Source organism: Mycobacterium sp. DL440 (genome assembly GCF_011745145.1).
GTDB lineage: Bacteria > Actinomycetota > Actinomycetes > Mycobacteriales > Mycobacteriaceae > Mycobacterium.
Map to the genome: position 1 here is coordinate 248,932 of NZ_CP050191.1, position 25,890 is coordinate 274,821.

Genomic DNA, 25,890 nt, shown 5'->3' on the forward strand with positions numbered 1-25,890 from the left:
ACGGGTTTGCGTCTGCTCGCGGGGGAATTCGCCGGGGAGGGGTGAGCGCATGACCGTCGACTTCGACAATCTCAAGACCATGACCTATGAGGTCACCGACCGGATAGCCCGAATCACGTTCAACCGTCCCGAAAAAGGCAACTCGATCGTCGCCGACACCCCGCTGGAACTGCAGGCCCTGGTCGAGCGTGCGGACCTGGACCCGAATGTCCACGTGATCCTGGTATCCGGTCGCGGCGAGGGCTTCTGCGCCGGATTCGACCTGTCGGCCTACGCCGACGGAACCGGCGAGGCCGGGGGAGGCCGCTACGACGGCACCGTGCTGTCCGGGAAAACCCAGGCGATCAACCATCTTCCGGACCAACCGTGGGATCCGATGGTGGACTATCAGATGATGAGCCGGTTCGTTCGCGGCTTCTCCAGCCTGATGCATGCCGACAAGCCGACAGTGGTCAAGATCCATGGCTACTGCGTGGCCGGTGGCACCGATATTGCGCTGCACGCCGATCAGGTGATCACTGCCGCCGACGCCAAGATCGGCTACCCGCCGATGCGGGTATGGGGTGTTCCGGCGGCTGGTCTGTGGGCGCACCGACTGGGGGATCAGCGCGCCAAACGCCTTCTGTTCACCGGGGACTGCATCACCGGCGCGCAGGCCGCCGAATGGGGTCTGGCCGTCGAGGCGCCTGAGCCTCAGGATTTGGACGATCGAGTCGAGCGTCTGCTTGCACGTATCGCGGCCATGCCGGTCAACCAGCTCATCATGGCCAAGCTGGCCTGCAATTCCGCGTTGCTGCAGCAGGGTGTGTCGACCAGCCGGATGGTCAGCACGGTGTTCGACGGCATCGCGCGGCACACCCCCGAGGGGCACGCATTCGTCGCCGACGCGCAAGAGCACGGCTTCCGCGAAGCGGTGCGCCACCGTGACGAGCCGATGGGTGACTACGGGCGCAGGTCTTCCGGGGTCTGAGATGGTCGTGCTCAAACGGATGGCGGCTCGCTCGGTGGTGTTGAGCGTGCTGCTCGGCGCGCATCCGGCGTGGGCGAGTGCGGCCGAGCTGATCAGGCTGACGGCGGATTTCGACATCAAAGAACCGACGCTGCGGGTGGCGCTGACTCGCATGGTCAGTGCCGGTGACCTGGTTCGCTCCGAGGACGGCTACCGGCTGTCGGACCGGCTGTTGACCCGTCAGCGCCGCCAGGACGACGCGATCGATCCGCAGTTGCGTGAGTATGACGGTCAATGGCTGACACTGGTCATCACCAGCGTCGGTACTGATGCGCGTACCCGGGCATCGCTCCGGAATGCCCTGCAGCAGTACCGGTTCGGTGAACTGCGCGAGGGTGTGTGGATGCGCCCGGACAATCTCGATCAGGCCTTGCCGCAGGAGATCACCGACCGGGTGCGGGTTCTGCACACCCGGGACGACGATCCGGCCGGTCTGGCCGCCGCGCTGTGGGACCTTCCGGGCTGGCGGCGCACCGGCGAGCAGTTGTTGGACGAGATGGCCGACGCGGCCGACGTTCCGGGGCGGTTCGTCGCGGCCGCGGGCATTGTGCGTCACCTTCTTTCGGACCCGGTTCTGCCCGACGAGCTGCAGCCGCGTAGTTGGCCGGGTGCCGATTTGCGTAAGGCCTACAACGACTTCGCGGCCGAACTCGTTGATCGGCGCGATCAGAACGAACTCATGGAGGCAACGTGACCAAAGCTGTCCGGGTTGAACGCAACGGTGCGGTGACCACGGTCATCATCGACCGCCCGCACGCCCGTAATGCGGTCGACGGGCCCACCGCCGCGGCCCTGTTCGCCGCGTTCGAGCAGTTCGACGCGGACGACGACGCCGCGGTGGCGGTGTTGACCGGCGCCAACGGCACGTTCTGTGCCGGCGCCGATCTCAAAGCCTTTGGTACGCCCGAGATGAACCGGCTGGACTCTGTCGGGCCCGGGCCGATGGGACCGAGCCGAATGGTGTTGTCCAAGCCGGTGATCGCCGCGATCAGCGGCCACGCGGTGGCCGGCGGTTTGGAACTGGCGTTGTGGTGTGACCTGCGGGTGGTCGAGGAGGACGCCGTGCTGGGCGTGTTCTGCCGCCGGTGGGGAGTGCCCCTGATCGACGGCGGCACCGTGCGGCTGCCCCGGCTGATCGGGCAGAGCCGCGCCATGGACCTGATCCTGACCGGGCGTGCCGTCGACGCCGCCGAAGCCCACGCGATCGGCCTGGCCAACCGGGTGGTGCCGACCGGGCAGGCCCGCGCGGCGGCCGAGGAGCTCGCCGTCGAGCTTTCCCGGCTTCCTCAGCAATGTATGCGTGCCGACCGCCTCTCGGCACTGCATCAGTGGGGCGAATCCGAGCAGACGGCAATGGAATTCGAATTCGCCAGCATCGAGCGCGTCAAACACGAAGCCGCTCACGGAGCGGGACGGTTCGCCCGAGGCGCCGGCCGGCACGGCGCGAGCGCGTAAGCCTCACCGACTGCAGGCACGGCGCTCGGCTGGGATGTCCCCGCCGAGCGCCGTTCGCGCCGTTGCGCGGGTCAGCCGGCTACTTGCTGTGATCACCACCGGCACGGTGCTTGGCGCCGCCGCTGCGTGCTTTGGTGCCGTGCTTGGCCGTGTCGCGTTGCGCCTTCGCCACGTTCTTCACCGTCCCGACCACCCGCTTGGCCGATCTGCTGGTATTCCGTTCTGTCCGAGTGTTCTTCGTGCCTGAGGTATCCGATGCAGCCGACGTGTCGGCCGGCTCGGCTTCGGCCTCAGTACCGGCTGGGGTACCTGCTGCGGGGGTATCCACGACCGGTCGCTGCGGTGTGACGGACAGTGTGACGGTCTTGACGGCCGCGGCGGTGGAGTCCGCGATGCGGCCGACGGCGCGGGTGAGGTCGGCAGCGGGATCGCCCAGCTCCCGGGTGGCGGCCAGCGCCTTGCCGTTGACCATCGGTGTGTCCGCGGCTACGTCAGCGGTCACATCGGTTGGTGTAGTCGGCTCGTCCACCTCGGTGGTCGCTGGAACCTCCGGAACGCTCGGCTTTTGCCAGCCGATGGCTGTCGCGATCGTCTGCGGCAAGGTCACCAGGAGGCTCTGGACCAGGCCGCGGTTGAACACCGCATCTGCCGCGGTGAGCAGGCCGGATGTCCCTGCCGCGATACCGTTGTAGTACCCATTCAGAACTGCGCCGGTGAGCACAGCGGGAGTGTTGACGAGCGCATTGAGGGCCGCGGCCGGATCGCCGGCCTCGGCGGCGTCGAGAATGTTTTGGGCACTGTCTCCCAACACATTGATCACGCTCTCCACCGGATTCAGTACGCCGAGGCCCAGGGGCATCAGCAGATCAGGCACCGCAGAGAGGGCGTTCAGGAGGTTGCGGCCCATACCCAAGGGGATCTGCATCGTATTGATCAGTGGGTTGGCAAAAGCAAAGAGACGGAACACGACATTGCTGAGAACGCTTGCCGCGCCGGCGACATTGCCCGCCGCGAGATAGTCGACGGCCTGGTTGACGAAGAACTTCAGCCGGTAGTCCTCAGCCGACGTGAAGAACTGGATGTAGCTCATGGCAGCTGCGTCGAGCGAGGTCGCGAGTAGCTGTCCGTTGGCCATTTGATTGGCGATGACCTGCTGCAGGATCGGAAATGGGTTGGCGGCCATTTCTCCGCCGATTTGCGCCACATTCTCGAAGGCAGGCTCGAAGACATTCATCCATGCCGTGATGGGGTCGACGGCGAATGGGTTCTCGAGTTCGTCGGCGAGTGCGGTGAGTTGGACCGACGCCGATGAGACATGAGGTGTCGCGACCGTGGCGTCGGGCAGCGGTGAAGTGACCGGGCTGATCGGACCCACCGCGATGGCGCCGGCGCCGGCCAACGCGATGCCGGCGGTGAGGGTCGATCGCATGGCTGAGTGCATTGAGATTCCATTTCTCTCACGTGATTTTGAATGCATCTGAAGGTACCGGAGGCATCGCCGATAGTTGCTCTTTGAAGAAAACTGACCGCCGGTCGATGCTCGGCCACCGGTCATCGGCAATTCAGGGTTCGGGTAAAGGGCGTGCTCTCTGGCTGCTCCGCGCGTAAATAGCAAACTAAGTGAAGTGTAAAAATATTTTGATACGCAAGTAGTTTGAGAGAAACTGAAACTTGTTCATCGGGCCGGTCCACGGGCCGGTGGATCGATCGAAAAGGTGGAATATCCGGTTTTTTGGGGCGTTGGCGGCTCGTCATTGGGGGGTCGATCTATGAAGGACAGTCGTCGGAGTTGGCGATCGAGTGTCCTGGTCCACAGCAACTCGGTCGTGATGCGCTGGCCTACGCCGCAGATTGGGCACGGGCGATGCGAGGTTCGAGCCTTGTTGCGGCGGTGCCGTGGACTCTCCGACATACTTCGATGGACCAGAAGAATGAATTCAGTCGGCGTAGCAGTGGATCAGCGAAGGGCGGTGTTGATGCGCCGGCAACAATCACCCAGCGACGTCATCTGAGTGCGCGACAGCTGATTCAGGTAAAGCTCGCGAACGGCTCGTGCGTAGGTGCGCATGGCGTTCTGTAGGTGTGCGCGACCAGCGTGGGTAATGGTGGCGTGTACCGACCGCCGGTCGTGCTGATCGGTCGTACGGGTGATCAGCCTGCGTGATTCCATACGTCGGACCCGCGCGGTGGCGCGGCTGGGAATCAGCGCCAGGGACCGGGCAAGGTCGCCCATTCGAGCGGATCCACATTCTGACTTGGTCAGCAATTCGAGCAACAGGACATCGACCAGTGCGAGATCGTGCTCGTCCATCAGCGTTTGGTCCACGTTCTGGCAAAGCTGAGTCGATGAATCGAGGAAGCGCTGCCAGCACTCTTGCTCGCTATCCTCCACAGCGGATGATGCTAACAATCCGCGGCGCTCGAGAAGGTCGGTTTCCGTCAGAATGCCTTCAGGCGCAACACATTCGTCGTGCGAAAAGTTCTGACAGGCAACGACTCTGAGACAGAGTGGCTAACCCTTGTTGACCTTGTTGTTGCTGCCGGTGTTGGTGACCTTCGGGTCGCCCGCGGCGTAGCTGACCGTGTTGTTGAGCCCGATGATGGTGAGCCCCTTGTCGATCCGCTCGAAGGTGATCTTGTTGTCGGATCCGCCGATGTTCACGTTGGCGCAGGTGCCCTTGACGGTCAGCGTGTTGTTGGTGCCGCCCACTGTGAGCGATTTGCCGTCGGCGCAGTCGATGTCGGTCGTGGTGCCGACCGACATGTAGTTGATGGTGTTGCCGACCTCGACGTTGACGCCGGACGATCCCGCCGTGGCGCTCGGGGTATTGGTGTCCGAGCTCTCGGATCCACAGGCCGCCAGGGCGAGCGCGGCGGCAGCGGCGCCGATTCCGAGGATCAGCTGGGTGTGGGGGAAACGGATGAGCACGGGTCTATCTCTGCTTTCTTCCTCAGACTTCGTCAGGCGGGGACGCGGCTGATCTGGTTGACCATCGCCAGTTCGCGGCCGCGGTCGACGATTATCGGGTCGCCGTTCTTGAAGAACACCGTCTGGTCCCAGCCGTACACCGTGATGTCGTTGATGACGTTGTCGGCGACGATCACATTGGAGGTCCCCTGCACCGTGATCGCCCAGCAGGTACCCATCGCATTGACCCGGTTGTTGGACCCGTTGACCAACAGCGTGGCGTTGTTGCAGTCCACGGTTTGTTCGGTGCTCTGGCCGGTGATGGTGGTGTCACCGTTCTTGGCCGCCGCGCCGGGTGCGCCGACGGTCAGCGTCAGCGGCAACGTGAGGGCGCCCGCAGCCACTACCCGGCCTACAACTTTCCAACTCACGGTGAGTCCCCTTCCGATCCGCTGCGAGAAGAGTACGTGGCGCACTTGCGGTAACGGCAAGGGTTGGCCACTTTGACGGGCGGTTGCCGACAGGTCGCGTGTGGTGTCGGTGCTGGGTACCGTGTTCAGCAATGCGTCGGTGTGTTGTTCAGGCTGCTGCCGTGGCAGTCACAGCCGTGGTGACCGTCGCGGGGTGTTCGCGCACCATCGACGGGGCTGCCGAGCGCGCGTCGGCCGATACCGCCGATCCCGATCGCAGTTTCGGCTATGTCGACGACCGGTGCGGGCTGCTCGTCGACAGCACGATCCAGGAGATCCTGGCCGCCGACAACGTGGTGCGCCCGTACAGCGGGGCGGTCTGCCAGTACGTGTTGTCGCGTAAGGCCGGACCGGCGCCGACGGCAGGCCCACTCGCGATGCTCGACGTGATCTTCTCCTGGTTCGAGAAGGGGTCCCTGGAGCGGGAGCGGGCGGTGGCCCGCAGCCGTGATGCCGAGATCACCGACACTGTCGTCGAACGCCACCAGGCATTCCTCGCACGCCGCGATGTCACCGGCGCGGCCTGCTCGGCGACCGCTTCGGCCGGGTCGGGCGTCATCAGCTGGTGGGTGCAGTTCCGCGGTGCGGGCAATGGCGGACCGGCCGGCATGGGTGACCCGTGCCAGGACGCCAAGAAGCTGCTCTCGGCCACCCTTCAATCGGAACTCTGACCGTGGCGCACCATTGCCTCGCCGCGAGGTGTCTGGCCGGCTTCGCAGCCGGGGTGGCGTTGCTGACCGCGTGCGGGCCGACGGACACGTCGTCGGCCCCCGAGCCTGCGTCCCCCGGCAGCGGTTTCCACGGCGTGGACTGCAACGGCATCACCGATGCTGACATCGCCGATGCCGTCGGATCCTCGATGTTCACCAAGGCTGTGGTCAGCGACACCGGGTGCTTCTGGCAGGAGAACTCGGTACTGGGCACCTTCGGTGCCGGGATGGGTATCTCCACGTGGTGGTACCGGGGCAGTGACATGGACACCGAACGGACATTGGAGACCCGGGCCGGGCGCACCCTCACCGAGCTGTCGATCGACGGAAACAAGGGCTTTCGGGCGGCCGACGCGAATGTGTGCAGCATCTACGTGGCCAAGGGCGAGGACGTCATCACCTGGTCGATCCAGACGATGAATCCGGCCACGCTGCCTGACCTGTGTCAGGTCGTCGAGAAACTCGCCCGGCTCAGTCAGGGCCGGGTCAACTGATCTGCTCTGTCTGAGGGGCTACAGTTCACGGCGACCCCAACAGCGGCGTCAATCACATCGACTCGAAGGCAGTGCGTACATGTCAGCTCGGCCGGAGCCACAGGCGGCTGGCACACGACGTTCCCAGTCCCGGCCGGCGCGGACCACCAGGCTCAGCCGTGACGCCATTGTCAATGCGGCATTGACGTTTCTGGACCGTGAGGGCTGGGACGCGCTGACCATCAACGCACTGGCCAACCAGCTCGGTACGAAGGGTCCGTCGCTCTACAACCACGTGGACAGCCTGGACGACCTGCGACGGACGGTCCGCATGCGCGTGATCGACGACATCATCGAGATGCTCAACACCGTCGGTTCCGGCCGCACCCGTGACGATGCGGTGTCGGTGATGGCCAGTGCCTACCGCAGCTACGCCCACCACCATCCCGGTCGCTACTCCGCGTTCACCCGGATGCCGTTCGGCGGAGACGATCCGGAGTACTCGGCTGCCACCAGGGCCGCGGCCGGACCGGTCATCCAGGTGCTGACTTCCTATGGGCTGGAGGGCGAGGACGCCTTCTACGCCGCCCTGCAGTTCTGGTCTGCCCTACACGGCTTTGTACTGCTGGAAATGACTGGTGTGATGGACGACATCGACACCGATGCGGTGTTCACCGATATGCTGCGGCGGTTGGCCTCTGGTATGGGGCAACTGGGGTCGTAGCGTCTGACCTGGGAATAGGTCGTCGTGAGCGGGTTTGGTTCGGCGCGGCCAGCCCTGGTATCGTGGTAGATCGTGCCTGGCCGGAAGGCGCATGCGGCTTGAGTGTTTCGCAAGCGTGCCCGCACGCCGGGCCAATCTGCATGTCTAACACGCATCGGAATTCCACCGGTGTAAGCACATGTGACACGCCCGGGCGCGGGGTAAGCGGCCGGGGGATAACTGCAGTACAGAGACTTAGAACAGCAAAGAGCAACACAGAGAAAGCCGGTACATGCCAACCATCAACCAGCTGGTCCGCAAGGGTCGCCGCGACAAGGTCGCGAAGGTCAAGACCGCGGCCCTCAAGGGCAGCCCGCAGCGCCGTGGCGTGTGCACCCGCGTGTACACAACCACCCCGAAGAAGCCGAACTCGGCGCTTCGCAAGGTCGCGCGCGTCAAGCTGACCAGTGGGGTTGAGGTCACGGCCTACATCCCCGGTGAGGGTCACAACCTGCAGGAGCACTCGATGGTGCTGGTGCGTGGCGGTCGTGTGAAGGACCTTCCGGGTGTCCGTTACAAGATCATCCGCGGGTCGCTGGACACCCAGGGCGTCAAGAACCGCAAGCAGGCCCGTAGCCGCTACGGCGCCAAGAAGGAGAAGAGCTGATGCCGCGCAAGGGTCCCGCGCCGAAGCGTCCGTTGGTCAACGATCCGGTCTACGGGTCGCAGCTGGTCACCCAGCTGGTCAACAAGGTTCTGCTGGACGGCAAGAAATCACTGGCCGAGCGCATTGTCTACGGTGCGCTGGAGCAGGCTCGCGACAAGACCGGCACCGATCCGGTCGTCACTCTCAAGCGCGCTCTCGACAACGTCAAGCCCGCCCTCGAGGTGCGCAGCCGCCGCGTCGGTGGCGCCACCTACCAGGTTCCGGTCGAGGTCCGCCCCGAGCGCTCCACCACCCTGGCCCTGCGCTGGCTGGTCAGCTTCTCCAAGGCCCGTCGCGAGAAGACCATGGTCGAGCGCCTCGCCAACGAGATCATGGATGCGAGCAACGGCCTGGGTGCCGCTGTGAAGCGTCGCGAGGACACTCACAAGATGGCCGAAGCGAACCGAGCTTTCGCGCACTACCGCTGGTGATACCCGCGCCCGGCATCCAGCGTCGGGTGCCGGTCGGCGCGCAATCGAACACCTAATCAAGCAAGCGAAAGAGTTGGGAAGACTTCCGTGGCACAGGACGTGCTGACAGACCTGAACAAGGTCCGCAACATCGGCATCATGGCGCACATCGACGCCGGCAAGACGACGACGACCGAGCGCATCCTCTATTACACCGGCGTCAACTACAAGATCGGTGAGACGCACGACGGTGCCTCCACCACCGACTGGATGGAGCAGGAGCAGGAGCGTGGTATCACCATCACCTCCGCAGCCGTCACCTGCTTCTGGAACGACAACCAGATCAACATCATCGACACCCCGGGGCACGTCGACTTCACCGTTGAGGTGGAGCGTTCGCTCCGTGTTCTTGATGGCGCCGTTGCCGTCTTCGACGGCAAGGAGGGTGTTGAGCCCCAGTCCGAGCAGGTGTGGCGTCAGGCCGACAAGTACGACGTGCCGCGTATCTGCTTCGTCAACAAGATGGACAAGCTCGGCGCGGACTTCTACTTCACCGTGCAGACCATCAAGGACCGCCTCGGTGCCAAGCCGCTGGTGATCCAGCTGCCGATCGGTGCCGAGAACGACTTCGAGGGCATCGTCGACCTGGTCGAGATGCATGCCAAGGTGTGGCGCGGCGAGACCAAGCTCGGTGAGAGCTACGAGATCGTCGAGATCCCCGCGGATCTGGCCGACAAGGCCGCCGAATACCGCAGCGAATTGATGGATACCGTCGCCGAGACCGACGAGGCGCTTCTGGAGAAGTACCTCGGCGGTGAGGACCTCACCATCGAGGAGATCAAGGGCGCGATCCGCAAGCTGACCGTCAACAGCGAGCTGTACCCGGTGCTGTGTGGCAGTGCGTTCAAGAACAAGGGTGTGCAGCCGATGCTGGACGCCGTGATCGATTACCTTCCCTCGCCGCTGGATGTCGAGTCCGTCAAGGGCCACGTCCCCGGCAAGGAGGACGAAGAGATCCTGCGCAAGCCGTCGACCGACGAGCCGTTCGCCGCGCTGGCGTTCAAGATCGCCGTGCACCCCTTCTTCGGCAAGCTCACCTACGTTCGCGTGTACTCGGGCAAGGTGGAGTCCGGTGCGCAGGTCATCAACGCGACCAAGGGCAAGAAGGAGCGTCTGGGCAAGCTGTTCCAGATGCACGCCAACAAAGAAAACCCTGTGGAATCCGCCAGTGCCGGCCACATCTACGCCGTGATCGGCCTCAAGGACACCACGACCGGTGACACCCTGTGCGATCCGAACCAACAGGTCGTGCTGGAGTCGATGACGTTCCCCAACCCGGTCATCGAGGTGGCCATCGAGCCCAAGACCAAGAGTGACCAGGAAAAGCTCGGCACGGCCATCCAGAAGCTGGCCGAAGAGGACCCGACCTTCAAGGTGCACCTGGACCAGGAGACCGGCCAGACCGTCATCGGCGGGATGGGCGAGCTGCACCTGGACATCCTGGTGGACCGCATGCGCCGCGAGTTCAAGGTCGAGGCCAATGTCGGCAAGCCGCAGGTGGCCTACCGCGAGACCATCCGCCGCAAGGTGGAGAAGGTCGAGTTCACCCACAAGAAGCAGACGGGTGGCTCGGGTCAGTTCGCGAAGGTTCTGGTCAGCATCGAGCCCTTCGTGGGCGAGGACGGTGCCACCTACGAGTTTGACAACAAGGTCACCGGTGGCCGCATCCCGCGTGAGTACATCCCGTCGGTGGATGCCGGTGCGCAGGACGCCATGCAGTACGGCGTGCTGGCCGGTTACCCGTTGGTGAATCTCAAGCTGACGCTGCTCGACGGCGCCTACCACGAGGTCGACTCCTCGGAAATGGCGTTCAAGGTGGCGGGTTCGCAGGTGCTGAAGAAGGCTGCGCAGGCCGCACAGCCGACCATCCTCGAACCCATCATGGCTGTCGAGGTCACCACACCCGAGGATTACATGGGTGAGGTGATCGGCGACCTGAACTCCCGCCGTGGTCAGATCCAGGCCATGGAGGAGCGCAGCGGTGCGCGCGTCGTCAAGGCGCTGGTGCCGCTGTCGGAGATGTTCGGCTACGTCGGAGACCTTCGGTCGAAGACCCAGGGCCGGGCGAACTACTCCATGGTTTTCGACTCGTACGCCGAAGTTCCGGCGAACGTGTCGAAGGAGATCATCGCTAAGGCGACGGGTCAGTAAGCTCGTCGCGGCAAATGTCGCGGCACACAACTGAACACATCATCATTGCTTTAACCAAAGCACCAACAAGTCCAGGAGGACACCACAGTGGCGAAGGCGAAGTTCGAGCGGACGAAGCCGCACGTCAACATCGGGACCATCGGTCACGTTGACCACGGCAAGACCACGCTTACTGCAGCAATCACCAAGGTTCTGCACGACAAGTACCCGGCGTTGAACGAGTCGCGCGCATTCGACCAGATCGACAATGCGCCTGAAGAGCGTCAGCGCGGCATCACGATCAACATCTCCCACGTGGAGTACCAGACCGAGAAGCGGCACTACGCCCACGTGGACGCCCCCGGCCACGCGGACTACATCAAGAACATGATCACCGGTGCCGCCCAGATGGACGGCGCGATCCTGGTGGTCGCGGCCACCGATGGTCCGATGCCGCAGACTCGCGAGCACGTGCTGCTGGCCCGCCAGGTGGGTGTGCCCTACATCCTGGTCGCGCTGAACAAGGCCGACATGGTTGAGGACGAGGAGCTCATCGAGCTCGTCGAGATGGAGGTCCGCGAACTGCTGGCCGCCCAGGAATTCGACGAGGACGCCCCGGTCATCAAGGTGTCGGCGCTCAAGGCTCTCGAAGGCGACCCCAAGTGGGTCAAGTCGGTTGAGGACCTGATGGAGGCGGTCGACGAGTCGATCCCGGATCCGGTTCGCGAGACCGACAAGCCGTTCCTGATGCCCGTCGAGGACGTCTTCACCATCACCGGTCGTGGCACCGTGGTGACCGGTCGCGTCGAGCGTGGCGTGATCAACGTCAACGAAGAGGTCGAGATCGTCGGCATCAAGCCGACCACGACCAAGACCACCGTCACCGGTGTGGAGATGTTCCGCAAGCTGCTCGACCAGGGCCAGGCGGGCGACAACGTCGGTCTGCTGGTTCGTGGCATCAAGCGCGAGGACGTCGAGCGTGGCCAGGTCGTGGTCAAGCCCGGCACCACCACCCCGCACACCGAGTTCGAGGGCAGCGTCTACATCCTGTCCAAGGACGAGGGCGGCCGCCACACGCCGTTCTTCAACAACTACCGTCCGCAGTTCTACTTCCGCACCACGGATGTGACCGGCGTGGTTACCCTGCCCGAGGGCACCGAGATGGTGATGCCCGGTGACAACACCGACATCTCCGTTGTGCTGATCCAGCCCGTCGCCATGGACGAGGGCCTGCGCTTCGCGATCCGCGAGGGCGGCCGTACCGTCGGCGCCGGCCGCGTTACCAAGATCATCAAGTGATCTAAAGACGCAAACGAGAGCGGCGCTCACCTTCGGGTGGGCGCCGCTTTTGCTTTTCGGCGTGTTTGCTGAGCGTGGTGTAACGCCTGTGACAGCTGAGCCGATCTTTATTGCATAGGTGAGCTACGGGGTTGGGGGCACGAACATGACACGAGTGCGACGGATCTGGGCAGTGGCGTCGGCAGCGGTCCTGGCCGCCACGGCGGCCGGATTTGCGGCAGGCGCGGCACAGGCTGCGCCGGGTTGCCCGGACGTGCACTGGATCGGCGTCGCCGGTTCGGGTGAGCGTGACGATCCGACGGCTGATGCCGGTATGGGCCGGGTGGTCTACAACTCCCTGCGTGATCTGTCGGTGTGGGTGCAGCAGGACGGTCGGACGATGACGGCCGAAGCGGTGGCCTACCCAGCTGCACCGGTGCCCGCGGACGGCGATCTGCTGGGCTGGGGCGGCTTCATGAGCAGTGTCGACGCCGGGGTGGCGGCATTGGGGAATCAGTACGCGGCGTTCACCCAGCAGTGCCCGTCCAGCGAGGTCGTTCTGGCCGGCTATTCGCAGGGCGCGATGGTGGTCCACCGCAATCTGGCCGCGTTGGAGGGCAGCCCCAATCTGGCTGCTGCGCTGTTGGTCGCCGACGGTGACCGCTTGCCCGCCGATCCCACCGTCAACCTGGGTACGGCCACGGCGGCGAGCAGCACCACGAAGGGCGTCGCGCAGGACTGGCCGATCCTGGCCCACGCCCCCGCACCCCTGTCGCCGTCAGTCGGCAGTCGCACGATCAGCGTGTGCGATCGTGGCGATGCGGTCTGCGACTCCGACGAAGATGCCGATGAGGTGACCGCGACCGCGATCGCGGTGCACACCAGCTACGCCCGCTCGAGTGGCGGCGGGTATCGGTGGACCTGGCCGTTGTACCGGATGCTGGGCCCGTCGCCGATGCAGCAGCAGACCGTGCCGGTGGGCGGCGCGACGGATGGTGTCGTTCACTCCTGACCTGGGCGGTCCTGGGCGCTAATCTGATGGCGCCCAACCGACGACAGGAGCCTGCGATGGCCACATTCTGGCGGTACGTGCGCATACAGGCCTTCGTGTTGATGTGTGGCATCGTCGGCCCGATCTTTCTGGTCATCTACTTCGTCTCCGGAGCCGATCCGATGATGAAGTGGATGTTCTGGATGGGTCTGCTGATCACCGCCATCGACATCTTGATCGCGCTCGGGATCACGGCCGCCGGGTCGAAATCGGCGGCGCAGAACCAGAAACTCGAACAGGTGGGCGTATTGGCCCTGGCCCAGGTCACCGGTATCCACGAGACCAACACCCGCATCAACGAGCAGCCGTTGGTGAAGTTGGATCTGCAGATCTCGGGACCCGGCATCGCGCCGTTCGCCAGTCAGGACCGGGTGCTGGCCTCGGTGTCGCGGCTTCCGATGATCACCAACCGCAAATTGGTCGCGCTGGTCGACCCGACCACCAACGAGTACCGGATCGATTGGGAGAGAAGCAGTCTGGTCAGCGGTCTGATGCCGGCGACGTTCGCCCTCGCCGAGGAGAACAAGACCTACGACCTGACCGGTCAGTCCGGCCCGCTGATGGAGATCCTGCAGATCCTCAAGGCCAACGGCATCGGTATCAACAACATGGTCGACCTGCGGGGCAATCCTGCGGTGCGTGAGCAGGTCCAGGCCGTGGTGCGGCGAGCGACCGCACAGCAGGAAGCGTCGGCTACGCCGGCAACCACACCGGCTGCGGCGCCGGGGTCCTTCCTTGCGCCTCCGGCGCCCTCGACCGCGCAACGCCTTCAGGAACTGGAGACGCTGCGTGCGACGGGGGCCATCAGCGACGACGAGTACACGGCGAAACGACAGCAGATCATCGCCGATCTCTGATCACGATCGTCGGTGCTGAGCTGGGCCGCGGCCGAGGTGGCGGGTACTGCATGACCTGCCCGATCATCCGTGATCCCATTGAGTGGTAGGAGCCCAGGAACACGTTCTACTTCTGCTGTTAGCCTGTGGCCAGACTCACTGAAAGGACCCTGGCATGGCGGCAGGTAACGCAACACTGGAAGGTCGGGTGGCATTCGTCACCGGCGCTGCACGCGGCCAGGGCCGCGCGCACGCGGTGCGGTTGGCCAACGAGGGTGCCGACATCATCGCGATCGATGTCTGCCGCCCGGTCGACGCCACGATCACCTATCCGGCCGCGACATCGGAGGATCTGGCCGAAACCGTCGCCGCCGTGGAGGCCGCGGGCCGCAAAGTGCTGGCGCGTGAGGTCGACGTCCGCGATCTGGCCGCCCAGCAACAGGTGGTGGCTGACGGCGTCGAGCAGTTCGGCCGGCTCGACATCGTGGTCGCCAATGCCGGGGTGCTCAGCTGGGGACGGCTGTTCGAGATGTCGCCCGAGCAGTTCGACACCATCATCGACGTCAACCTCAACGGCACGTGGCGGACCATCCGGGCCGCGGTGCCCGCCATGATCGAGGCCGGCAACGGCGGCTCGATCATCATCGTCAGCTCCTCGGCCGGGCTCAAGGCCACGCCGGGCAACGGCCACTACTCTGCCTCGAAGCACGGACTGGTCGCGTTGACCAACGCCCTAGCACTTGAGGTGGGGGAGTTCGGAATTCGGGTCAACTCGATCCATCCGTACTCGATCGACACTCCGATGATCGAGCCGGAGGCAATGGCCGAGATCTTCGCCAAGTTCCCGAGCTATCTGCACAGTTTCGCCCCGATGCCGTATCACAAGGTGACCGACGGCAAGAACGAGGGACTCGCGGCGTTCATGGCGCCCGAGGAGGTTTCCGACGTGGTGGCGTTCCTGGCCGGTGACAACTCGGCCACCCTGTCGGGCAGCCAGATCGCTGTCGACCGAGGTGTGCTCAAGTACTGACGGTTCCGAGGCGGTCAGCCGGGGAGGACGAGAACCGGAACCGGGCTGTGCCGCAGGATCTTCGATCCATGTGAGCCCAGGAAAACCCGGGCCACCGTGCCGCCGGGCGAGGTTCCGATCGCCAGGATCTCACCCCCGAGCCAGTCGATGGCGTCGATCGCGTCGCGCCAGTCGTTGCCGGTGACGACTTGCAGATCCACCTCGTCGCGGATGACTCTGTCGTCCTTCAGGCGGATCAGCGCCTGTTGGGCCTGTTTCGCCGACTCCTGCAGGATCGCGTCCTCGGCGTGCAGCCCGACGGTCGGTGGGTACATGTTGCGTCCCCGTACTGCGAATGTGACCACCCGCATCGGGGTGTCCAGACGTCGGCTCAGGTCGGCCACCTGCTCAACCACGGCCACCGCTTCGGAGGAGCCGGGGTAAGCGCACGTGATACGCGCCAGTGCACCGGATTTCGGCCGCCGATAACCGCGCGGGCTGATCGCCAGCGGAACCGGGCAGGAGTGCAGCAGCCGATCGGCGGTCGAGCCCACCACCACCTGGCCCAGTTGGCCCTCCGACGCGGAGCCGAGGACGAGTAGTTCGGCGTCGAGAGCGCCGACGGCCTCGAGTAGTCCGCCGGAGACGGAGCGGTGCGCGAACTTGTGGAAGCTGACATCGAGACGCTGGTCCAGCGCGGTCACGTGCTGCCGTGCCTGCTCGGCCGAGGATGCTGCCAATTGTGCTGCGTACTCGGCGTATTCGGCGTCGACGCGGGCGGGTGACGGGTTGAGCCACGGACGCGGGACGACGGTGGCCACCGCCAGCGAGGTGTGCAGGGTCCGGGCTGCGCCGACCCCGAGGTGCAGTGCGGCCGCCCCACCTTTGCCGGCCAGATATCCGACGACGACGGTCATCGGGTTTCCCCGGCTCCGGGGGTGATCATCACGTCGTCCTCACCGGCTGCCGCCCCCGGTATGTAGCCGTCGCCACCGTCGTTGAGGGCGCTGTGATGTCGGCTCCACAGGAGATAGAACGCCAGGACGACGGCGACCCAGATGCTGAATCACAGCCAGGTGATGTGCGGCAGGCCGTAGAGGACGAACAGGCAGGCCAGCACTGAAAGGACCGGTGTCACCGGGTAGCCGGGAACCTTGAACGCGCGCGGGAGGTCCGGCTCACGCACCCGCAGGATGATCACGCCGATGGACACCACGATGAATGCCACCAGGGTGCCGATCGACACCAGATCCCACAGATAGTCCAGCGGCACCAACCCGGCGAGGGTGCCGGTCACCGCGGCCACGACGATGGTGTTGTTCACCGGAGTCATGGTGCGCGGGTTCACCTTTGCAAACATCGGCGGCAGCAGCCCGTCGCGTCCCATCGCGAACAGGATGCGGGTCTGGCCGTACATCACCACGAGCGTGACCGAGAAGATCGAGATGACCGCGCCCATGGCCAGGACGGTGCTGGCCCAGGTCTGGCCGTGCAGGATGTTGGTGAGCATCACCGACAGTCCGGCCTCGGATTGCGCATCGGAACCGAACTCGTCAGCGGATTGGGTGCCCAGACCGGCGAACGCGACCAGGATGTAGATGCTGGTGACGACGATCAGTGCGCCGAGAATTGCCCGCGGCATGGTCTTCTGCGGATTCTTCACCTCGTCGCCCGCGGTGGACACCGCGTCCAGGCCGATGAACGTGAAGAAGATGGTGCTGGCCGCGGCGGTGATGCCGGTGAATCCCTTGTCCCAGAATCCGGCGAAGTGATCGGTGGTGAACGCGGTGAGCGCGATGGCCACGAACATGCCGAGTACACACAGTTTCAGGATCACCATGACGGTGTTGACCGCGGCGGACTCGCTGGCACCGCGGATCAGCAGCAGTGCACACATGACGATCAGGACCGTCGCGGGCAGGTTGATGATGCCCGGGTCATCGCCCCACGGGGCCGCCGACAGGGCGTGCGGCAAGCGCCAACCGAACAGGTTCTCCAGCAGCTTGTTGAGGTAGCCACTCCAGCCGACCGCGGTGGCCGACATCGAGACACCGTATTCGAGTAGCAGGCAGGCGGCGACGCCCATCGCGATGAATTCGCCCATGGTGGTGTATGCGTAGGAGTAAGTGGAGCCCGAAACGGGTACGGTCGCAGCCATTTCTGCATAGCAGATCGCAGACAACCCGGCGGCGATACCGGCCACCATGAACGACACCAGTACTGCGGGACCGGCTTTGGGAACTGCCTGCTGCAGCACGATGAAGATGCCGGTGCCGACCGTGGCGCCGACACCGAACATGGTCAGCTGGAACGTACCGATACTTCGCCGGAGGTGGTCCGACGCGCCGTGGGCGACCGGTGCTCCGATGACCGGCCTGCGCCGCAACATCTGGCTGGTCAGGTTGTTGGCTGGGGCGGACATGGTGTCTCCTTGCTGCCGGTCAACCGATTATCGGCGCGCCTCGGCCAGGGTGTCGGCGAATTGGTCAACGGCCCAGTCGAGCTCGTGGGAGGTCACCACCAGAGGCGGGGCGAATCGCAGGGTCGAGCCGTGGGTGTCTTTCACCAGCACACCGCGTTCGGCCAATGCCAGACCGAATTGCTTGCCGGTGCCGAGGTCAGGGTCGATGTCCACTCCGGCCCACAGACCCATACCCCGCACGGCCGTCACCCCGCGCCCGGTCAGACCCCTCAGCCGTTCGTGTAGATGGGTACCGAGTTCGCTTGAGCGCAGCTGAAATTCGCCGCGACGCAACATGCCCACCACGGTGGTGCCGATGGCTGCCGCCAATGGATTGCCGCCGAAGGTGGAGCCGTGCTCGCCCGGGTGCAGCACGCCGAGGACATTGCGGTCGGCCACTACCGCGGACAGCGGCACCACACCACCGCCCAGAGCCTTGCCGAGCAGATACACGTCGGGAACCACATCCCAGTGTTCGCACGCGAAGGTGCGGCCGGTACGGGCCAGGCCGGACTGGATCTCGTCGGCGATCATCAGCACGTTGTTGCGGCTGCAGATGTCGCGGACCCGGGGCAGGTAGTCGGCGGGCGGGACGATGATGCCTGCCTCACCCTGGATGGGCTCGATCAGTACCGCCGCCGTGTTCTCATCGACCGCCTCGGCCAGTGCCCGATGGTCGCCGAAGGGCACCGAGCGGAATCCGGGTGTGTAGGGGCCGAAGCCGCGGCGCGCGGTGTCGTCGTCGGAGAAACTGATGATCGTGGTGGTACGACCATGGAAGTTGTTGTGCGCTACCACAATATTGGAGCTGTTGGACTTCACGCCTTTTACGTCCGTGGCCCATTTGCGGGCCACCTTGATACTGCTCTCCACGGCCTCGGCGCCGCTGTTCATCGGCAGCACCATGTCTTTGCCGCACAATTCGGCCAGCGCCTCGGCGAACGGGCCGAGTCGGTCGGAGTGAAAGGCTCGGCTCACCAGGGTCAACCGGTCCAGTTGGGCGTGTGCGGCGGCCATGACCTCGGGATTGCGGTGGCCGAAGTTGACCGCCGAATAGGCGGCCAGGCAATCGAGGTAGCGGCGGCCCGTCACATCGGTGATCCAGGCTCCTTCGGCGCTTTCGGCGACCACCGGCAGCGGTGAGTAGTTGTGGGCGACATAGCGATCGTCGAGCGCGATCGCGGCGGCAGTCTCGGGGTCCGGGGTGGCCTGGCTGTCCACACTGTCCACGATGGTCATCGATACCGCTCCAGCGTGCAGCATTTGACGGATCCGCCGCCTTTGAGGAGTTCGGACAGGTCGACGCCGATCGGCTCGAAGCCGGCCCGGCGCAGCTGGTCGGCGAATCCCGTGGCGGCGGCAGGCATCACGACGTGCCGGCCGTCGGACACCACATTGAGGCCGAGGACAAAGGCGTCGGCGGAGCCCGCTTCGATGGCGTCGCCGAACAGCTCGGTCAGACGCTTTCGGGCATCGGCGCTGAACGCCGGGGGGTAGTAGGCGATGGTCGAATCGTCGAGCACGGCCAACGCGGTGTCGAGGTGATAGAAGCGCGGGTCGACGAGTTCCAGGCTGATCACGTCCAGGCCGGTGGCGTCCGCGATCTCGGCATGGGCGCGCCGATCGGTGCGAAAACCGTATCCGGCCAACAGGATTGACCCGACGAGCAGCAGATCGCCCTGGCCCTCGTTGACATGGTCGGTGAACACCGTCCGGTAGCCGGCCGCGGTCATCCACTCGGCGTAGGCGTCCGCCTCGCCGGCGCGCTGCGGGTAGGCGAAGCGAGCCACCACGGCGGTGTCCCCGATCAGGAAACCGCCGTTGGCGGCGTAGACCATGTCGGGCAGACCGGTGCGCGGGGTCACCAGGTCGACGGTGTGGCCCAGGTCGGCGTACACCCGGCGCAGCGCGTCCCACTGCGACAGTGCGCGCGCGGTATCGACGGGGGCGGCGGTGTCCATCCAGGGGTTGATGGCGTATTCGACGGTGAAGTACTGCGGGGCGGTCATGGCGTAGTGGCGGTTGGTTGCGGTCCGCGCGGGTGGCACCGCGGTCCGTGCGGGCGCTACCGCCCCGCCCGTTTGGGGCACGGTGTCGTGCACGACTTCGTCGAAAATCGTCATGAATCGACGATATGAAGTGCGGCTGGCGCAATCAATCACTTCTTGTTGCGTGATATGCAGGGATATATTGCAGAAATTGTGTATTGACAGCGGTTTGTTGTGTGGAGGTCGATGTGGAACGTCTGGACGAGACCGACGAGCGGATTCTGGCCGAACTCACCGAGCACGCCAGGGCGACATTCGCCGAGATCGGGCAGCGGGTGAATCTGTCGGCGCCCGCGGTCAAGCGGCGGGTGGACCGCATGGTCGCCGACGGGGTGATCCGGGGCTTCACCACCGTGGTCGACCGCAATGTCCTCGGCTGGAACACCGAGGCATACGTGCAGGTGTACTGCCAGGGCACCATCGCCCCGGATCAGTTGCGCGCAGCCTGGATCGACATCCCCGAGGTGGTCAGTGCAGCAACGGTAACCGGCACCGCCGACGCCATCCTGCATGTGCTGGCGCGCGACATGCGCCACCTCGAGGAGGCGCTGGAACGCATCCGATCGACGGCGCGTATCGAACGCAGTGAGAGCATCGTGGTGCTCACGAACGTCATCGAGCGGGGTCGGTCCTGATGTGAGCCGGCGGCCTGCGCAAACATAGGGTGACGCACAACGCTTAACCGGGATCGTGTACAAACCCCACGTGACTACTTCAACGGGATCAGCGGCGGGCATCGTCATCGTCGGCGGCGGCTTGGCTGCGGCCCGGACGGCCGAACAGCTGCGCCGGTCGGAGTACGCCGGGCCCATCACCATCGTCAGCGACGAGGACCATCTGCCCTACGATCGGCCGCCGCTGTCCAAGGAAGTGCTGCGCGCCGAGACGGACGACGTCACCCTCAAGCCGGCCGAGTTCTACGCCGAGAACAACATCACGCTGCGGCTGGGCTCCGCAGCGCAGTCGGTGGACACCGCCGCCAAGACGCTGAAGCTGGCCGACGGCAGCGACGTCAACTACGACGAGCTGATCATCGCGACCGGGCTGGTGCCCAAGCGCATCCGCTCCTTCGGCGACCTGGCCGGAATCCACGTGCTGCGCAACTACGACGAGAGCATGGCGCTGCGGGAGCACGCCGGGAACGCCCGGCGCGCCGTGGTGGTCGGAGCCGGCTTCATCGGCTGCGAGGTGGCCGCGAGCCTGCGCAAGCTGGGTGTCGAGGTGGCGCTGGTGGAGCCGCAGCCGACACCGCTGGCCTCCGTGCTGGGTGAGCAGATCGGTGCGTTGGTGACCCGGTTGCATCAGGCTGAAGGCGTCGACGTGCGCTGCGGTGTCGGGGTGAGCGAAGTTCGCGGTGCCGACAAGGTCGAGCAGGTGGTGCTGGGTGACGGCACTGAGCTCGACGCTGATCTGGTGGTCGTCGGTATCGGTTCGCACCCGGCGGTCGAGTGGCTCGACGGCAGCGGTATCGAGCTCGAAAACGGCGTGGTGTGCGACGAGGTCGGCCGGTCCAGTGCCGCAGGCGTGTGGGCCATCGGCGATGTCGCGTCGTGGCGCGATCACGTGGGTGATCAAGCGCGCGTTGAGCATTGGAGCAACGTTGCCGATCAGGCGCGGGCCATGGTGCCGGCGATCCTGGGCCAGGAGGCCTCGCCCGTGGTGTCGGTGCCGTACTTCTGGAGCGATCAGTACGACGTCAAGATCCAGTGCCTGGGTGAGCCCGAGGCCGACGATGTCGTGCACGTGGTGGAGGACGACGGCCGCAAGTTCCTGGCCTACTACGAGCGCGACGGCGTCGTGGTCGGTGTGGTCGGCGGCGGCATGCCCGGCAAGGTGATGAAGGCCCGCGGCAAGATCGCCGCAGGCGCTCCCATCTCCGACGTCCTGGGCTGACTTTTCCTCGCGAGCAGACGCGCAGGTACCCGAAAACACGCGCGTTGGCGGGTACCTGCGCGTCTGCTGGCCGTCAGAACTGGCCGAGGTAGAACCGGCCGCCCTGGTCGTCGGTGCACTCGGCCATCAATCCGTACGGCTGTCGTGACGGCTGCTGCAGCACGGTGCCGCCGGCCTCGCTGACCCGGGTGACTGCGGCGTCGATATCGGCGACCGTCCACATCGGCACAGTGCTGGCCCTGGCGGCGCCGCCGGCCATCCCCGACATCGGCTGACTGCCCTGCACACCCCAGCCGTCGCTGACCCGGCCGGGTTCGAAGGTCCAGAAGAACACTCGGCTGTAGAACTCCTTGAACGCCGTCGAGTCGGGCACCTCGTAGGTGAGGTATGAAAGCTCGCCTGGCCCTGCACCATTCAGGTCTGGTCTGGGTGTACCCAGTGCGGGCAGGAACACCGCGAATGATGCGCCGTCCGGATCGCTGGCGCCCAGCACGGTACCGAAGTCGAACTCCTGCTCATCGTCGACCTGTCCGCCGCCGGCCAGGATCGCCTGGCGGGCCCCATCCAGATCGGTGACCGCGTAGCAGCAGAACAGTGTCGCCGGACCGGCGACGGCGAAGATGCCGATGGGCTGTCGGGTGTTGGTGACCGAGTGGGTGGCGGGGTCGTAGGTCCAGCCCAACACATGGCCGTAGAAGGTCGCGGCGCGCTCGGCGTCGGGGACCCACACTGAGACGTATCCGACGTCGCCGTGCTGGATGGGCACAGCGGCCCCGGTGACCGGCCCGGACAGCATCCAGCGATGGCCCGACGGGTCGATGATCGCGGCGTTGCGGGTGCCGTAGTTCTCGTACGGTTCCCGCTGGACGTGCGCGCCCAGTGTGCGGGCCCGCTCAAGTGTGGCGTCGGTGTCGGGGACATGCAGCATCAGGCTCACCGAGTTCGCTTGTGGTAACGGCGCTTTCAAGCCGAGCTCGGGATACTCGTCGGCCAGGTAGAACACGCCGCCGGCGACCGCGAGCTCGGCGTGGCCGATGCGGCCGTCGTCCATCACGATCGGCTCGCCGACCTGTTGGGCGCCCAGCGCGTCGATGTACCAGGCGATCGCGGCCCGGGCATCGGGCACGGCCAGGTATGCCAGCACGGCCGAGCGGGTGGGAGCTGGAGCAGCTGTGGGCTGGTTCAGCTCGGCGATAGCGGTTTCGGTTCCACTCATGTCAACTCCTTGGGTGCGGTCGGGAAGGGTGAGCGCCGATTCCAGCCGCGCGCGCAGGCGGGCTGCGAACGCCGGATCGGGGGAGACCGGTTGGTCGTCGCCGCTCAGCACGGCCAACGGATCGTGGCTGTTGATCACGACATCCCTCCCTCCGGTGTGGGGTACTGGGCTCTGAAGGCCCGGCGGGCCCGGACCAGCAGGGCCTCGGTGGCATGCACCGTGCGCCCGATCAGCGCGGCGCATTCACCCACCGAGCAGTCGTCGAGGTAGCGCAGTGCGAGCACGGTGCGGTGATGTTCGGGCAGGCGGGCCAAAACCGCTTCGGCGACAATGCGATCCAGTTCGGCGTCCCAGTTGTCGGCCGGATCCACCGGTTCGGGCAGTTCGGCTACCGGCACGGTGAAGCGGTCGTGCCGACGGCGGTAGTGGTCGGCGAGTTTGTGCCTGGCCACCCCGATCAGCCAGGGCACCGAGATCGGCGGCGGCGACGGTTTGCGGGCCGCGTCCATGGCGGCCAGGAACGTCTCCGACGTCAGGTCCTCGGCGGTTCCGCGGTCGCCGCAGCGGCGTACGAAGTAGCCGTACACCGCCGGCAGGGCCTCGTCGTAGCACCTCAGCAGCGCCCGCGAAGCGTCTGTTTCGGCGCTCACACCCTTATCGTCGCCGCCGGGCACCGAACTCCGACGGGGTTGTGTAAAGAATTTTCGCCGGAAGGTCATTTGCGCCGGTCAGCGGTTGGCTACCGCGGGGCCAGGGCCTCCACGCCGGGGCGTGCCACTTCGAAGGCCCGGGCGATGGCGTCTGCCAGCGCGACGGACTCATCGGCAAGCCAGTGCTCATAGGCCGACAGCGCGACGCCGAGCATCAGCCATCCGACGGTCTGCGGCATCAGGTCGCCGGGTGTCGTGCCGATGCGGTGTGCCACGTAGGTGGCAATGACCTCACGCCAGCCGGCATACATCGTCATCGAATATGCCTGCAGCCCCGCGGTTTCCAAGATGACACGCATGCGTCGGCGGTGTTGGGCCATCTCCTGGGCGTCGTAGGTGTTGAACGACAGCAGAGCTTGGCGCAGTGCTTCGGCCAGCGGGATCTCGGTGCTCAGTGCGTCGAGCAGGTCACGCAGGTGTTGCAGGTGGGCGTCGAAGTCTCCCCAGGGGATGGCGTTCTTGGAGGCGTAGTAGCGGAACAGTGTGCGTCGCGCGATGCCGGCGGCTTTGGCCACGTCGTCGACACTGACCTCGTCGAATCCGCGGGTGGCGAACAGCGCCAGCGCGACGTCGGTGATGTGGTCCTGCGTGGTGGACGGGCGCCGACCGACACGGGGCCCGGATGCCTGCCGCATAAACCCGCCCTTCCATTTGTGCACTCGATGCCATATTCTTGCGACTCAGGTCACAATTGTCGAGACCCACAGTTACTCCGAACAGTTGGAAGAAAGGTGCGATTCATGGATCAGAACCCGCAGGCTGAGACCGAAACCCAGCTCGCCACCGAGACGCTCGTCGAAGAGGTCTCGATCGACGGTATGTGCGGGGTTTACTGACGGTGTCCACACAGGCTGCCGATACGGCCGGGCGCACCGGCGTCGTATTCGACCCGAATGTCAGCTGGCGGTTACACCACCAGGTGGCGGTGCGGCCGGAGCCGTTCGGTGCCCTGCTGTATCACTTCGGAACCCGCAAGCTGTCGTTTCTGAAGAACCGGACGGTCGTCGAGGTGGTCAACTCACTGGCTGATCACCCCGACGCCCGGTCCGCGTGTCGCGCGGTCGGTATCGCCGACTCCGACCAAGGCCCTTACCTGCACGCGCTGAGTGTGCTGGTGTCCTCGAAGATGCTCATCCCTGGGAATCCACAATGACTTCTGTTGCGCCCGTGCGCACGCCCGTGCCAAGGCTCGTCGAGCAGTTCGAACACGGACTCGATGCCCCGATCTGCCTGACCTGGGAGCTCACCTACGCCTGCAATTTGGCGTGCGTGCACTGCCTGTCCTCGTCGGGTAAGCGCGATCCGCGCGAGCTGTCCACCGAGCAGTGCAAAGACATCATCGACGAGCTCGAACGCATGCAGGTGTTCTACGTGAACATCGGCGGCGGGGAACCGACTGTGCGCCCGGACTTCTGGGAACTGGTCGATTACGCAACCGAGCATCACGTCGGAGTCAAGTTCTCCACCAACGGGGTGCGCATCACGCCCGAGGTGGCCGCGAAACTCGCTGCCAGCGACTACGTCGACGTGCAGATCTCCCTGGATGGTGCCAACGCCGAGGTCAACGACGCGGTGCGCGGTAAGGGCTCGTTCGACATGGCGGTGCGCGCGCTGGAAAACCTTGCCGCCGCGGGCTTTTCCGATGCCAAGATCTCGGTGGTGGTCACCCGCCACAACGTCGACCAGCTCGACGAGTTCAAGGCGCTCGCCGACCGCTACGGTGCCACGCTGCGGATCACCCGGCTGCGCCCGTCGGGCCGCGGCGCCGATGTCTGGGACGAGTTGCACCCCACCCCGGACCAGCAGCGCCAGCTGTACAACTGGCTGGTCGCCCGCGGTGAGCGGGTGCTGACCGGTGACTCGTTCTTCCACCTGTCGGGGCTGGGCGAGCCCGGCGCACTGGCCGGGCTGAACCTGTGCGGCGCCGGCCGGGTGGTGTGCCTGATCGACCCGGTGGGCGATGTGTACGCCTGCCCGTTCGCCATCCACGACAAGTTCCTGGCCGGAAATATTCTGGAAGACACCGGTTTTGGGGCCGGCTTTCAGAATGTGTGGCAGAACTCCCCGCTCTTCCGCGAGCTTCGGGAGCCGCAGTCGGCCGGCGCCTGCAGTGGCTGCGGGCACTACGACGCCTGCCGCGGTGGCTGCATGGCAGCCAAGTTCTTCACCGGTCTGCCGATGGACGGGCCGGATCCCGAGTGCGTCGAAGGCTGGGGCGAAACGGCCCTGGCGACCGAGCGCGTCAAACCCAAGCCCAGCGGTGATCATTCCCGCGGTACCAAGCAGGGCCCGGTGGCACTGAAGTTGCTGACCACGCCGCCTGCCCGCATCTGTAACGAAAGTCCGGTGTAATC

The 25,890-nt window shown here is 65.4% G+C and carries 28 protein-coding genes and 2 pseudogenes; 19 read left to right on the forward strand and 11 right to left on the reverse strand.

What is annotated here, in order from left to right:
• Window positions 1-49 precede the first annotated feature (49 nt).
• Genes HBE63_RS01145 through HBE63_RS01155 form a run of 3 tightly spaced genes read left to right on the forward strand, consistent with a single transcriptional unit; the run spans window position 50 to window position 2,464 of the window.
• Window positions 50-970 (forward strand): crotonase/enoyl-CoA hydratase family protein, encoded by a 921-nt coding sequence (locus HBE63_RS01145; RefSeq protein WP_166902567.1) that lies wholly within the window; start codon window positions 50-52, stop codon window positions 968-970.
• A gap of 1 nt (window position 971) precedes the next feature.
• Complete coding sequence (locus HBE63_RS01150) at window positions 972-1,703, forward strand: PaaX family transcriptional regulator C-terminal domain-containing protein (RefSeq protein ID WP_243858426.1); 732 nt, start codon at window positions 972-974, stop codon at window positions 1,701-1,703.
• Window positions 1,700-2,464, forward strand: coding sequence for a crotonase/enoyl-CoA hydratase family protein (locus HBE63_RS01155; protein ID WP_166902569.1), 765 nt, complete (start codon window positions 1,700-1,702; stop codon window positions 2,462-2,464). The genes HBE63_RS01150 and HBE63_RS01155 overlap by 4 nt, the downstream gene beginning before the upstream one ends.
• Window positions 2,465-2,543: 79 nt before the next feature.
• Here the strand turns inward: HBE63_RS01155 and HBE63_RS01160 are convergent, their stop codons facing one another.
• The 4 genes from HBE63_RS01160 to HBE63_RS01175 all read right to left on the reverse strand — a co-directional run bounded on the left by HBE63_RS01160 (window position 2,544) and on the right by HBE63_RS01175 (window position 5,803).
• Window positions 2,544-3,893 (reverse strand): hypothetical protein, encoded by a 1,350-nt coding sequence (locus tag HBE63_RS01160; RefSeq protein WP_208301273.1) that lies wholly within the window; start codon window positions 3,891-3,893, stop codon window positions 2,544-2,546.
• Window positions 3,894-4,421: 528 nt separating this feature from the next.
• On the reverse strand, window positions 4,422-4,856 hold the full coding sequence (locus tag HBE63_RS01165; RefSeq protein ID WP_166902572.1) for a MarR family winged helix-turn-helix transcriptional regulator: 435 nt from the start codon (window positions 4,854-4,856) through the stop codon (window positions 4,422-4,424).
• 120 nt (window positions 4,857-4,976) lie between these two features.
• Entirely contained in the window at window positions 4,977-5,393 is a 417-nt protein-coding gene (locus HBE63_RS01170; protein WP_208301274.1) for a DUF3060 domain-containing protein, read from the reverse strand.
• Between the two features lie 32 nt (window positions 5,394-5,425).
• The gene (locus tag HBE63_RS01175) at window positions 5,426-5,803 is read right to left on the reverse strand and encodes a DUF3060 domain-containing protein (RefSeq protein WP_166902574.1); all 378 of its coding nucleotides are present in this window, start codon (window positions 5,801-5,803) and stop codon (window positions 5,426-5,428) included.
• A 131-nt stretch (window positions 5,804-5,934) separates the two neighbouring features.
• Here HBE63_RS01175 and HBE63_RS01180 point away from each other — a divergent pair, with 131 nt between their 5' ends.
• The 11 genes and pseudogenes from HBE63_RS01180 to HBE63_RS01225 all read left to right on the forward strand — a co-directional run bounded on the left by HBE63_RS01180 (window position 5,935) and on the right by HBE63_RS01225 (window position 15,229).
• The gene (locus tag HBE63_RS01180) at window positions 5,935-6,513 is read left to right on the forward strand and encodes a DUF3558 domain-containing protein (protein ID WP_166902576.1); all 579 of its coding nucleotides are present in this window, start codon (window positions 5,935-5,937) and stop codon (window positions 6,511-6,513) included.
• A gap of 53 nt (window positions 6,514-6,566) precedes the next feature.
• A complete protein-coding gene (locus tag HBE63_RS01185; protein WP_371814867.1) occupies window positions 6,567-7,046 on the forward strand; it encodes a DUF3558 domain-containing protein in 480 nt (159 codons plus the stop codon).
• A 79-nt stretch (window positions 7,047-7,125) separates the two neighbouring features.
• The gene (locus HBE63_RS01190) at window positions 7,126-7,749 is read left to right on the forward strand and encodes a TetR/AcrR family transcriptional regulator (RefSeq protein WP_243858428.1); all 624 of its coding nucleotides are present in this window, start codon (window positions 7,126-7,128) and stop codon (window positions 7,747-7,749) included.
• A gap of 271 nt (window positions 7,750-8,020) precedes the next feature.
• A complete protein-coding gene (gene rpsL, locus HBE63_RS01195; RefSeq protein ID WP_003881867.1) occupies window positions 8,021-8,395 on the forward strand; it encodes a 30S ribosomal protein S12 in 375 nt (124 codons plus the stop codon).
• Window positions 8,395-8,865, forward strand: coding sequence for a 30S ribosomal protein S7 (gene rpsG, locus HBE63_RS01200; RefSeq protein ID WP_155916076.1), 471 nt, complete (start codon window positions 8,395-8,397; stop codon window positions 8,863-8,865). Before rpsL ends, rpsG begins: the two co-directional genes overlap by 1 nt.
• An 87-nt stretch (window positions 8,866-8,952) precedes the next feature.
• Window positions 8,953-11,055: an elongation factor G gene (gene fusA, locus HBE63_RS01205; protein WP_166902578.1), complete on the forward strand. Its 2,103-nt coding sequence runs from the start codon at window positions 8,953-8,955 to the stop codon at window positions 11,053-11,055.
• An 87-nt stretch (window positions 11,056-11,142) separates the two neighbouring features.
• The gene (gene tuf, locus HBE63_RS01210; RefSeq protein WP_166902580.1) at window positions 11,143-12,333 is read left to right on the forward strand and encodes an elongation factor Tu; all 1,191 of its coding nucleotides are present in this window, start codon (window positions 11,143-11,145) and stop codon (window positions 12,331-12,333) included.
• Between the two features lie 145 nt (window positions 12,334-12,478).
• Window positions 12,479-13,324 carry a cutinase family protein gene (locus HBE63_RS01215; protein WP_166902582.1) on the forward strand — a complete coding sequence of 282 codons (846 nt, stop codon included), beginning with the start codon at window positions 12,479-12,481 and terminating at the stop codon, window positions 13,322-13,324.
• Between the two features lie 56 nt (window positions 13,325-13,380).
• Window positions 13,381-14,220, forward strand: coding sequence for an SHOCT domain-containing protein (locus HBE63_RS01220; protein ID WP_166902584.1), 840 nt, complete (start codon window positions 13,381-13,383; stop codon window positions 14,218-14,220).
• Window positions 14,217-14,309: pseudogene (locus tag HBE63_RS31235) on the forward strand (arginine deiminase family protein); the annotation flags it as partial. The gene HBE63_RS01220 and the pseudogene HBE63_RS31235, both read left to right, overlap by 4 nt.
• Window positions 14,310-14,374: 65 nt before the next feature.
• Complete coding sequence (locus tag HBE63_RS01225; RefSeq protein ID WP_166902586.1) at window positions 14,375-15,229, forward strand: mycofactocin-coupled SDR family oxidoreductase; 855 nt, start codon at window positions 14,375-14,377, stop codon at window positions 15,227-15,229.
• A gap of 14 nt (window positions 15,230-15,243) precedes the next feature.
• Here the strand turns inward: HBE63_RS01225 and HBE63_RS01230 are convergent, their stop codons facing one another.
• The 4 genes and pseudogenes from HBE63_RS01230 to ddaH all read right to left on the reverse strand — a co-directional run bounded on the left by HBE63_RS01230 (window position 15,244) and on the right by ddaH (window position 19,792).
• A complete protein-coding gene (locus HBE63_RS01230; protein ID WP_166902587.1) occupies window positions 15,244-16,125 on the reverse strand; it encodes a universal stress protein in 882 nt (293 codons plus the stop codon).
• Window positions 16,122-17,630: pseudogene (locus HBE63_RS01235) on the reverse strand (amino acid permease). The gene HBE63_RS01230 and the pseudogene HBE63_RS01235 overlap by 4 nt, the downstream one beginning before the upstream one ends.
• 27 nt (window positions 17,631-17,657) lie before the next feature.
• Window positions 17,658-18,908, reverse strand: coding sequence for an ornithine--oxo-acid transaminase (gene rocD / locus HBE63_RS01240; RefSeq protein ID WP_166902589.1), 1,251 nt, complete (start codon window positions 18,906-18,908; stop codon window positions 17,658-17,660).
• Window positions 18,905-19,792: a dimethylargininase gene (gene ddaH, locus HBE63_RS01245; RefSeq protein WP_166902591.1), complete on the reverse strand. Its 888-nt coding sequence runs from the start codon at window positions 19,790-19,792 to the stop codon at window positions 18,905-18,907. Before ddaH ends, rocD begins: the two co-directional genes overlap by 4 nt.
• Before the next feature lie 113 nt (window positions 19,793-19,905).
• Here ddaH and HBE63_RS01250 point away from each other — a divergent pair, with 113 nt between their 5' ends.
• On the forward strand, window positions 19,906-20,352 hold the full coding sequence (locus tag HBE63_RS01250) for an Lrp/AsnC family transcriptional regulator (RefSeq protein WP_166902593.1): 447 nt from the start codon (window positions 19,906-19,908) through the stop codon (window positions 20,350-20,352).
• 55 nt (window positions 20,353-20,407) lie between these two features.
• Complete coding sequence (locus HBE63_RS01255; protein ID WP_371814869.1) at window positions 20,408-21,610, forward strand: NAD(P)/FAD-dependent oxidoreductase; 1,203 nt, start codon at window positions 20,408-20,410, stop codon at window positions 21,608-21,610.
• 73 nt (window positions 21,611-21,683) lie between these two features.
• Here HBE63_RS01255 and HBE63_RS01260 read toward each other — a convergent pair whose 3' ends face one another.
• From HBE63_RS01260 to mftR, 3 genes are all read right to left on the reverse strand, one after another.
• Complete coding sequence (locus tag HBE63_RS01260; RefSeq protein ID WP_208301276.1) at window positions 21,684-22,964, reverse strand: VOC family protein; 1,281 nt, start codon at window positions 22,962-22,964, stop codon at window positions 21,684-21,686.
• Window positions 22,961-23,476 (reverse strand): RNA polymerase sigma factor, encoded by a 516-nt coding sequence (locus tag HBE63_RS01265; RefSeq protein WP_166902595.1) that lies wholly within the window; start codon window positions 23,474-23,476, stop codon window positions 22,961-22,963. The genes HBE63_RS01260 and HBE63_RS01265 overlap by 4 nt, the downstream gene beginning before the upstream one ends.
• A gap of 89 nt (window positions 23,477-23,565) precedes the next feature.
• Complete coding sequence (gene mftR, locus HBE63_RS01270; RefSeq protein WP_166902597.1) at window positions 23,566-24,171, reverse strand: mycofactocin system transcriptional regulator; 606 nt, start codon at window positions 24,169-24,171, stop codon at window positions 23,566-23,568.
• A gap of 105 nt (window positions 24,172-24,276) precedes the next feature.
• Between mftR and mftA the strand changes: the two genes are divergently transcribed.
• From mftA to mftC, 3 genes are read left to right on the forward strand one after another with little or no spacing between them, the layout of a single operon-like run.
• Window positions 24,277-24,372 (forward strand): mycofactocin precursor MftA, encoded by a 96-nt coding sequence (mftA, locus tag HBE63_RS01275; protein WP_166902599.1) that lies wholly within the window; start codon window positions 24,277-24,279, stop codon window positions 24,370-24,372.
• A gap of 2 nt (window positions 24,373-24,374) precedes the next feature.
• Entirely contained in the window at window positions 24,375-24,689 is a 315-nt protein-coding gene (gene mftB / locus HBE63_RS01280; RefSeq protein ID WP_166902601.1) for a mycofactocin biosynthesis chaperone MftB, read from the forward strand.
• A 14-nt stretch (window positions 24,690-24,703) separates the two neighbouring features.
• The gene (gene mftC, locus HBE63_RS01285; protein WP_208301388.1) at window positions 24,704-25,888 is read left to right on the forward strand and encodes a mycofactocin radical SAM maturase; all 1,185 of its coding nucleotides are present in this window, start codon (window positions 24,704-24,706) and stop codon (window positions 25,886-25,888) included.
• The last annotated feature ends 2 nt before the right edge of the window (window positions 25,889-25,890 follow it).

Excerpts from the sequence above, each read along its gene's own strand:
- HBE63_RS01145 (WP_166902567.1), top strand. The coding sequence starts at position 50 with ATGACCGTCGACTTCGACAATCTCAAGACCATGACCTATGAGGTCACC.
- HBE63_RS01150 (WP_243858426.1), top strand. The coding sequence starts at position 972 with ATGGTCGTGCTCAAACGGATGGCGGCTCGCTCGGTGGTGTTGAGCGTG.
- HBE63_RS01160 (WP_208301273.1), bottom strand. The coding sequence starts at position 3,893 with ATGCGATCGACCCTCACCGCCGGCATCGCGTTGGCCGGCGCCGGCGCC.
- HBE63_RS01180 (WP_166902576.1), top strand. The coding sequence starts at position 5,935 with ATGCGTCGGTGTGTTGTTCAGGCTGCTGCCGTGGCAGTCACAGCCGTG.
- HBE63_RS01190 (WP_243858428.1), top strand. The coding sequence starts at position 7,126 with ATGTCAGCTCGGCCGGAGCCACAGGCGGCTGGCACACGACGTTCCCAG.
- rpsL (WP_003881867.1), top strand. The coding sequence starts at position 8,021 with ATGCCAACCATCAACCAGCTGGTCCGCAAGGGTCGCCGCGACAAGGTC.
- rpsG (WP_155916076.1), top strand. The coding sequence starts at position 8,395 with ATGCCGCGCAAGGGTCCCGCGCCGAAGCGTCCGTTGGTCAACGATCCG.
- HBE63_RS01215 (WP_166902582.1), top strand. The coding sequence starts at position 12,479 with ATGACACGAGTGCGACGGATCTGGGCAGTGGCGTCGGCAGCGGTCCTG.
- HBE63_RS01220 (WP_166902584.1), top strand. The coding sequence starts at position 13,381 with ATGGCCACATTCTGGCGGTACGTGCGCATACAGGCCTTCGTGTTGATG.
- HBE63_RS01225 (WP_166902586.1), top strand. The coding sequence starts at position 14,375 with ATGGCGGCAGGTAACGCAACACTGGAAGGTCGGGTGGCATTCGTCACC.
- HBE63_RS01230 (WP_166902587.1), bottom strand. The coding sequence starts at position 16,125 with ATGACCGTCGTCGTCGGATATCTGGCCGGCAAAGGTGGGGCGGCCGCA.
- rocD (WP_166902589.1), bottom strand. The coding sequence starts at position 18,908 with ATGACCATCGTGGACAGTGTGGACAGCCAGGCCACCCCGGACCCCGAG.
- ddaH (WP_166902591.1), bottom strand. The coding sequence starts at position 19,792 with ATGACGATTTTCGACGAAGTCGTGCACGACACCGTGCCCCAAACGGGC.
- mftR (WP_166902597.1), bottom strand. The coding sequence starts at position 24,171 with ATGCGGCAGGCATCCGGGCCCCGTGTCGGTCGGCGCCCGTCCACCACG.
- mftA (WP_166902599.1), top strand. The coding sequence starts at position 24,277 with ATGGATCAGAACCCGCAGGCTGAGACCGAAACCCAGCTCGCCACCGAG.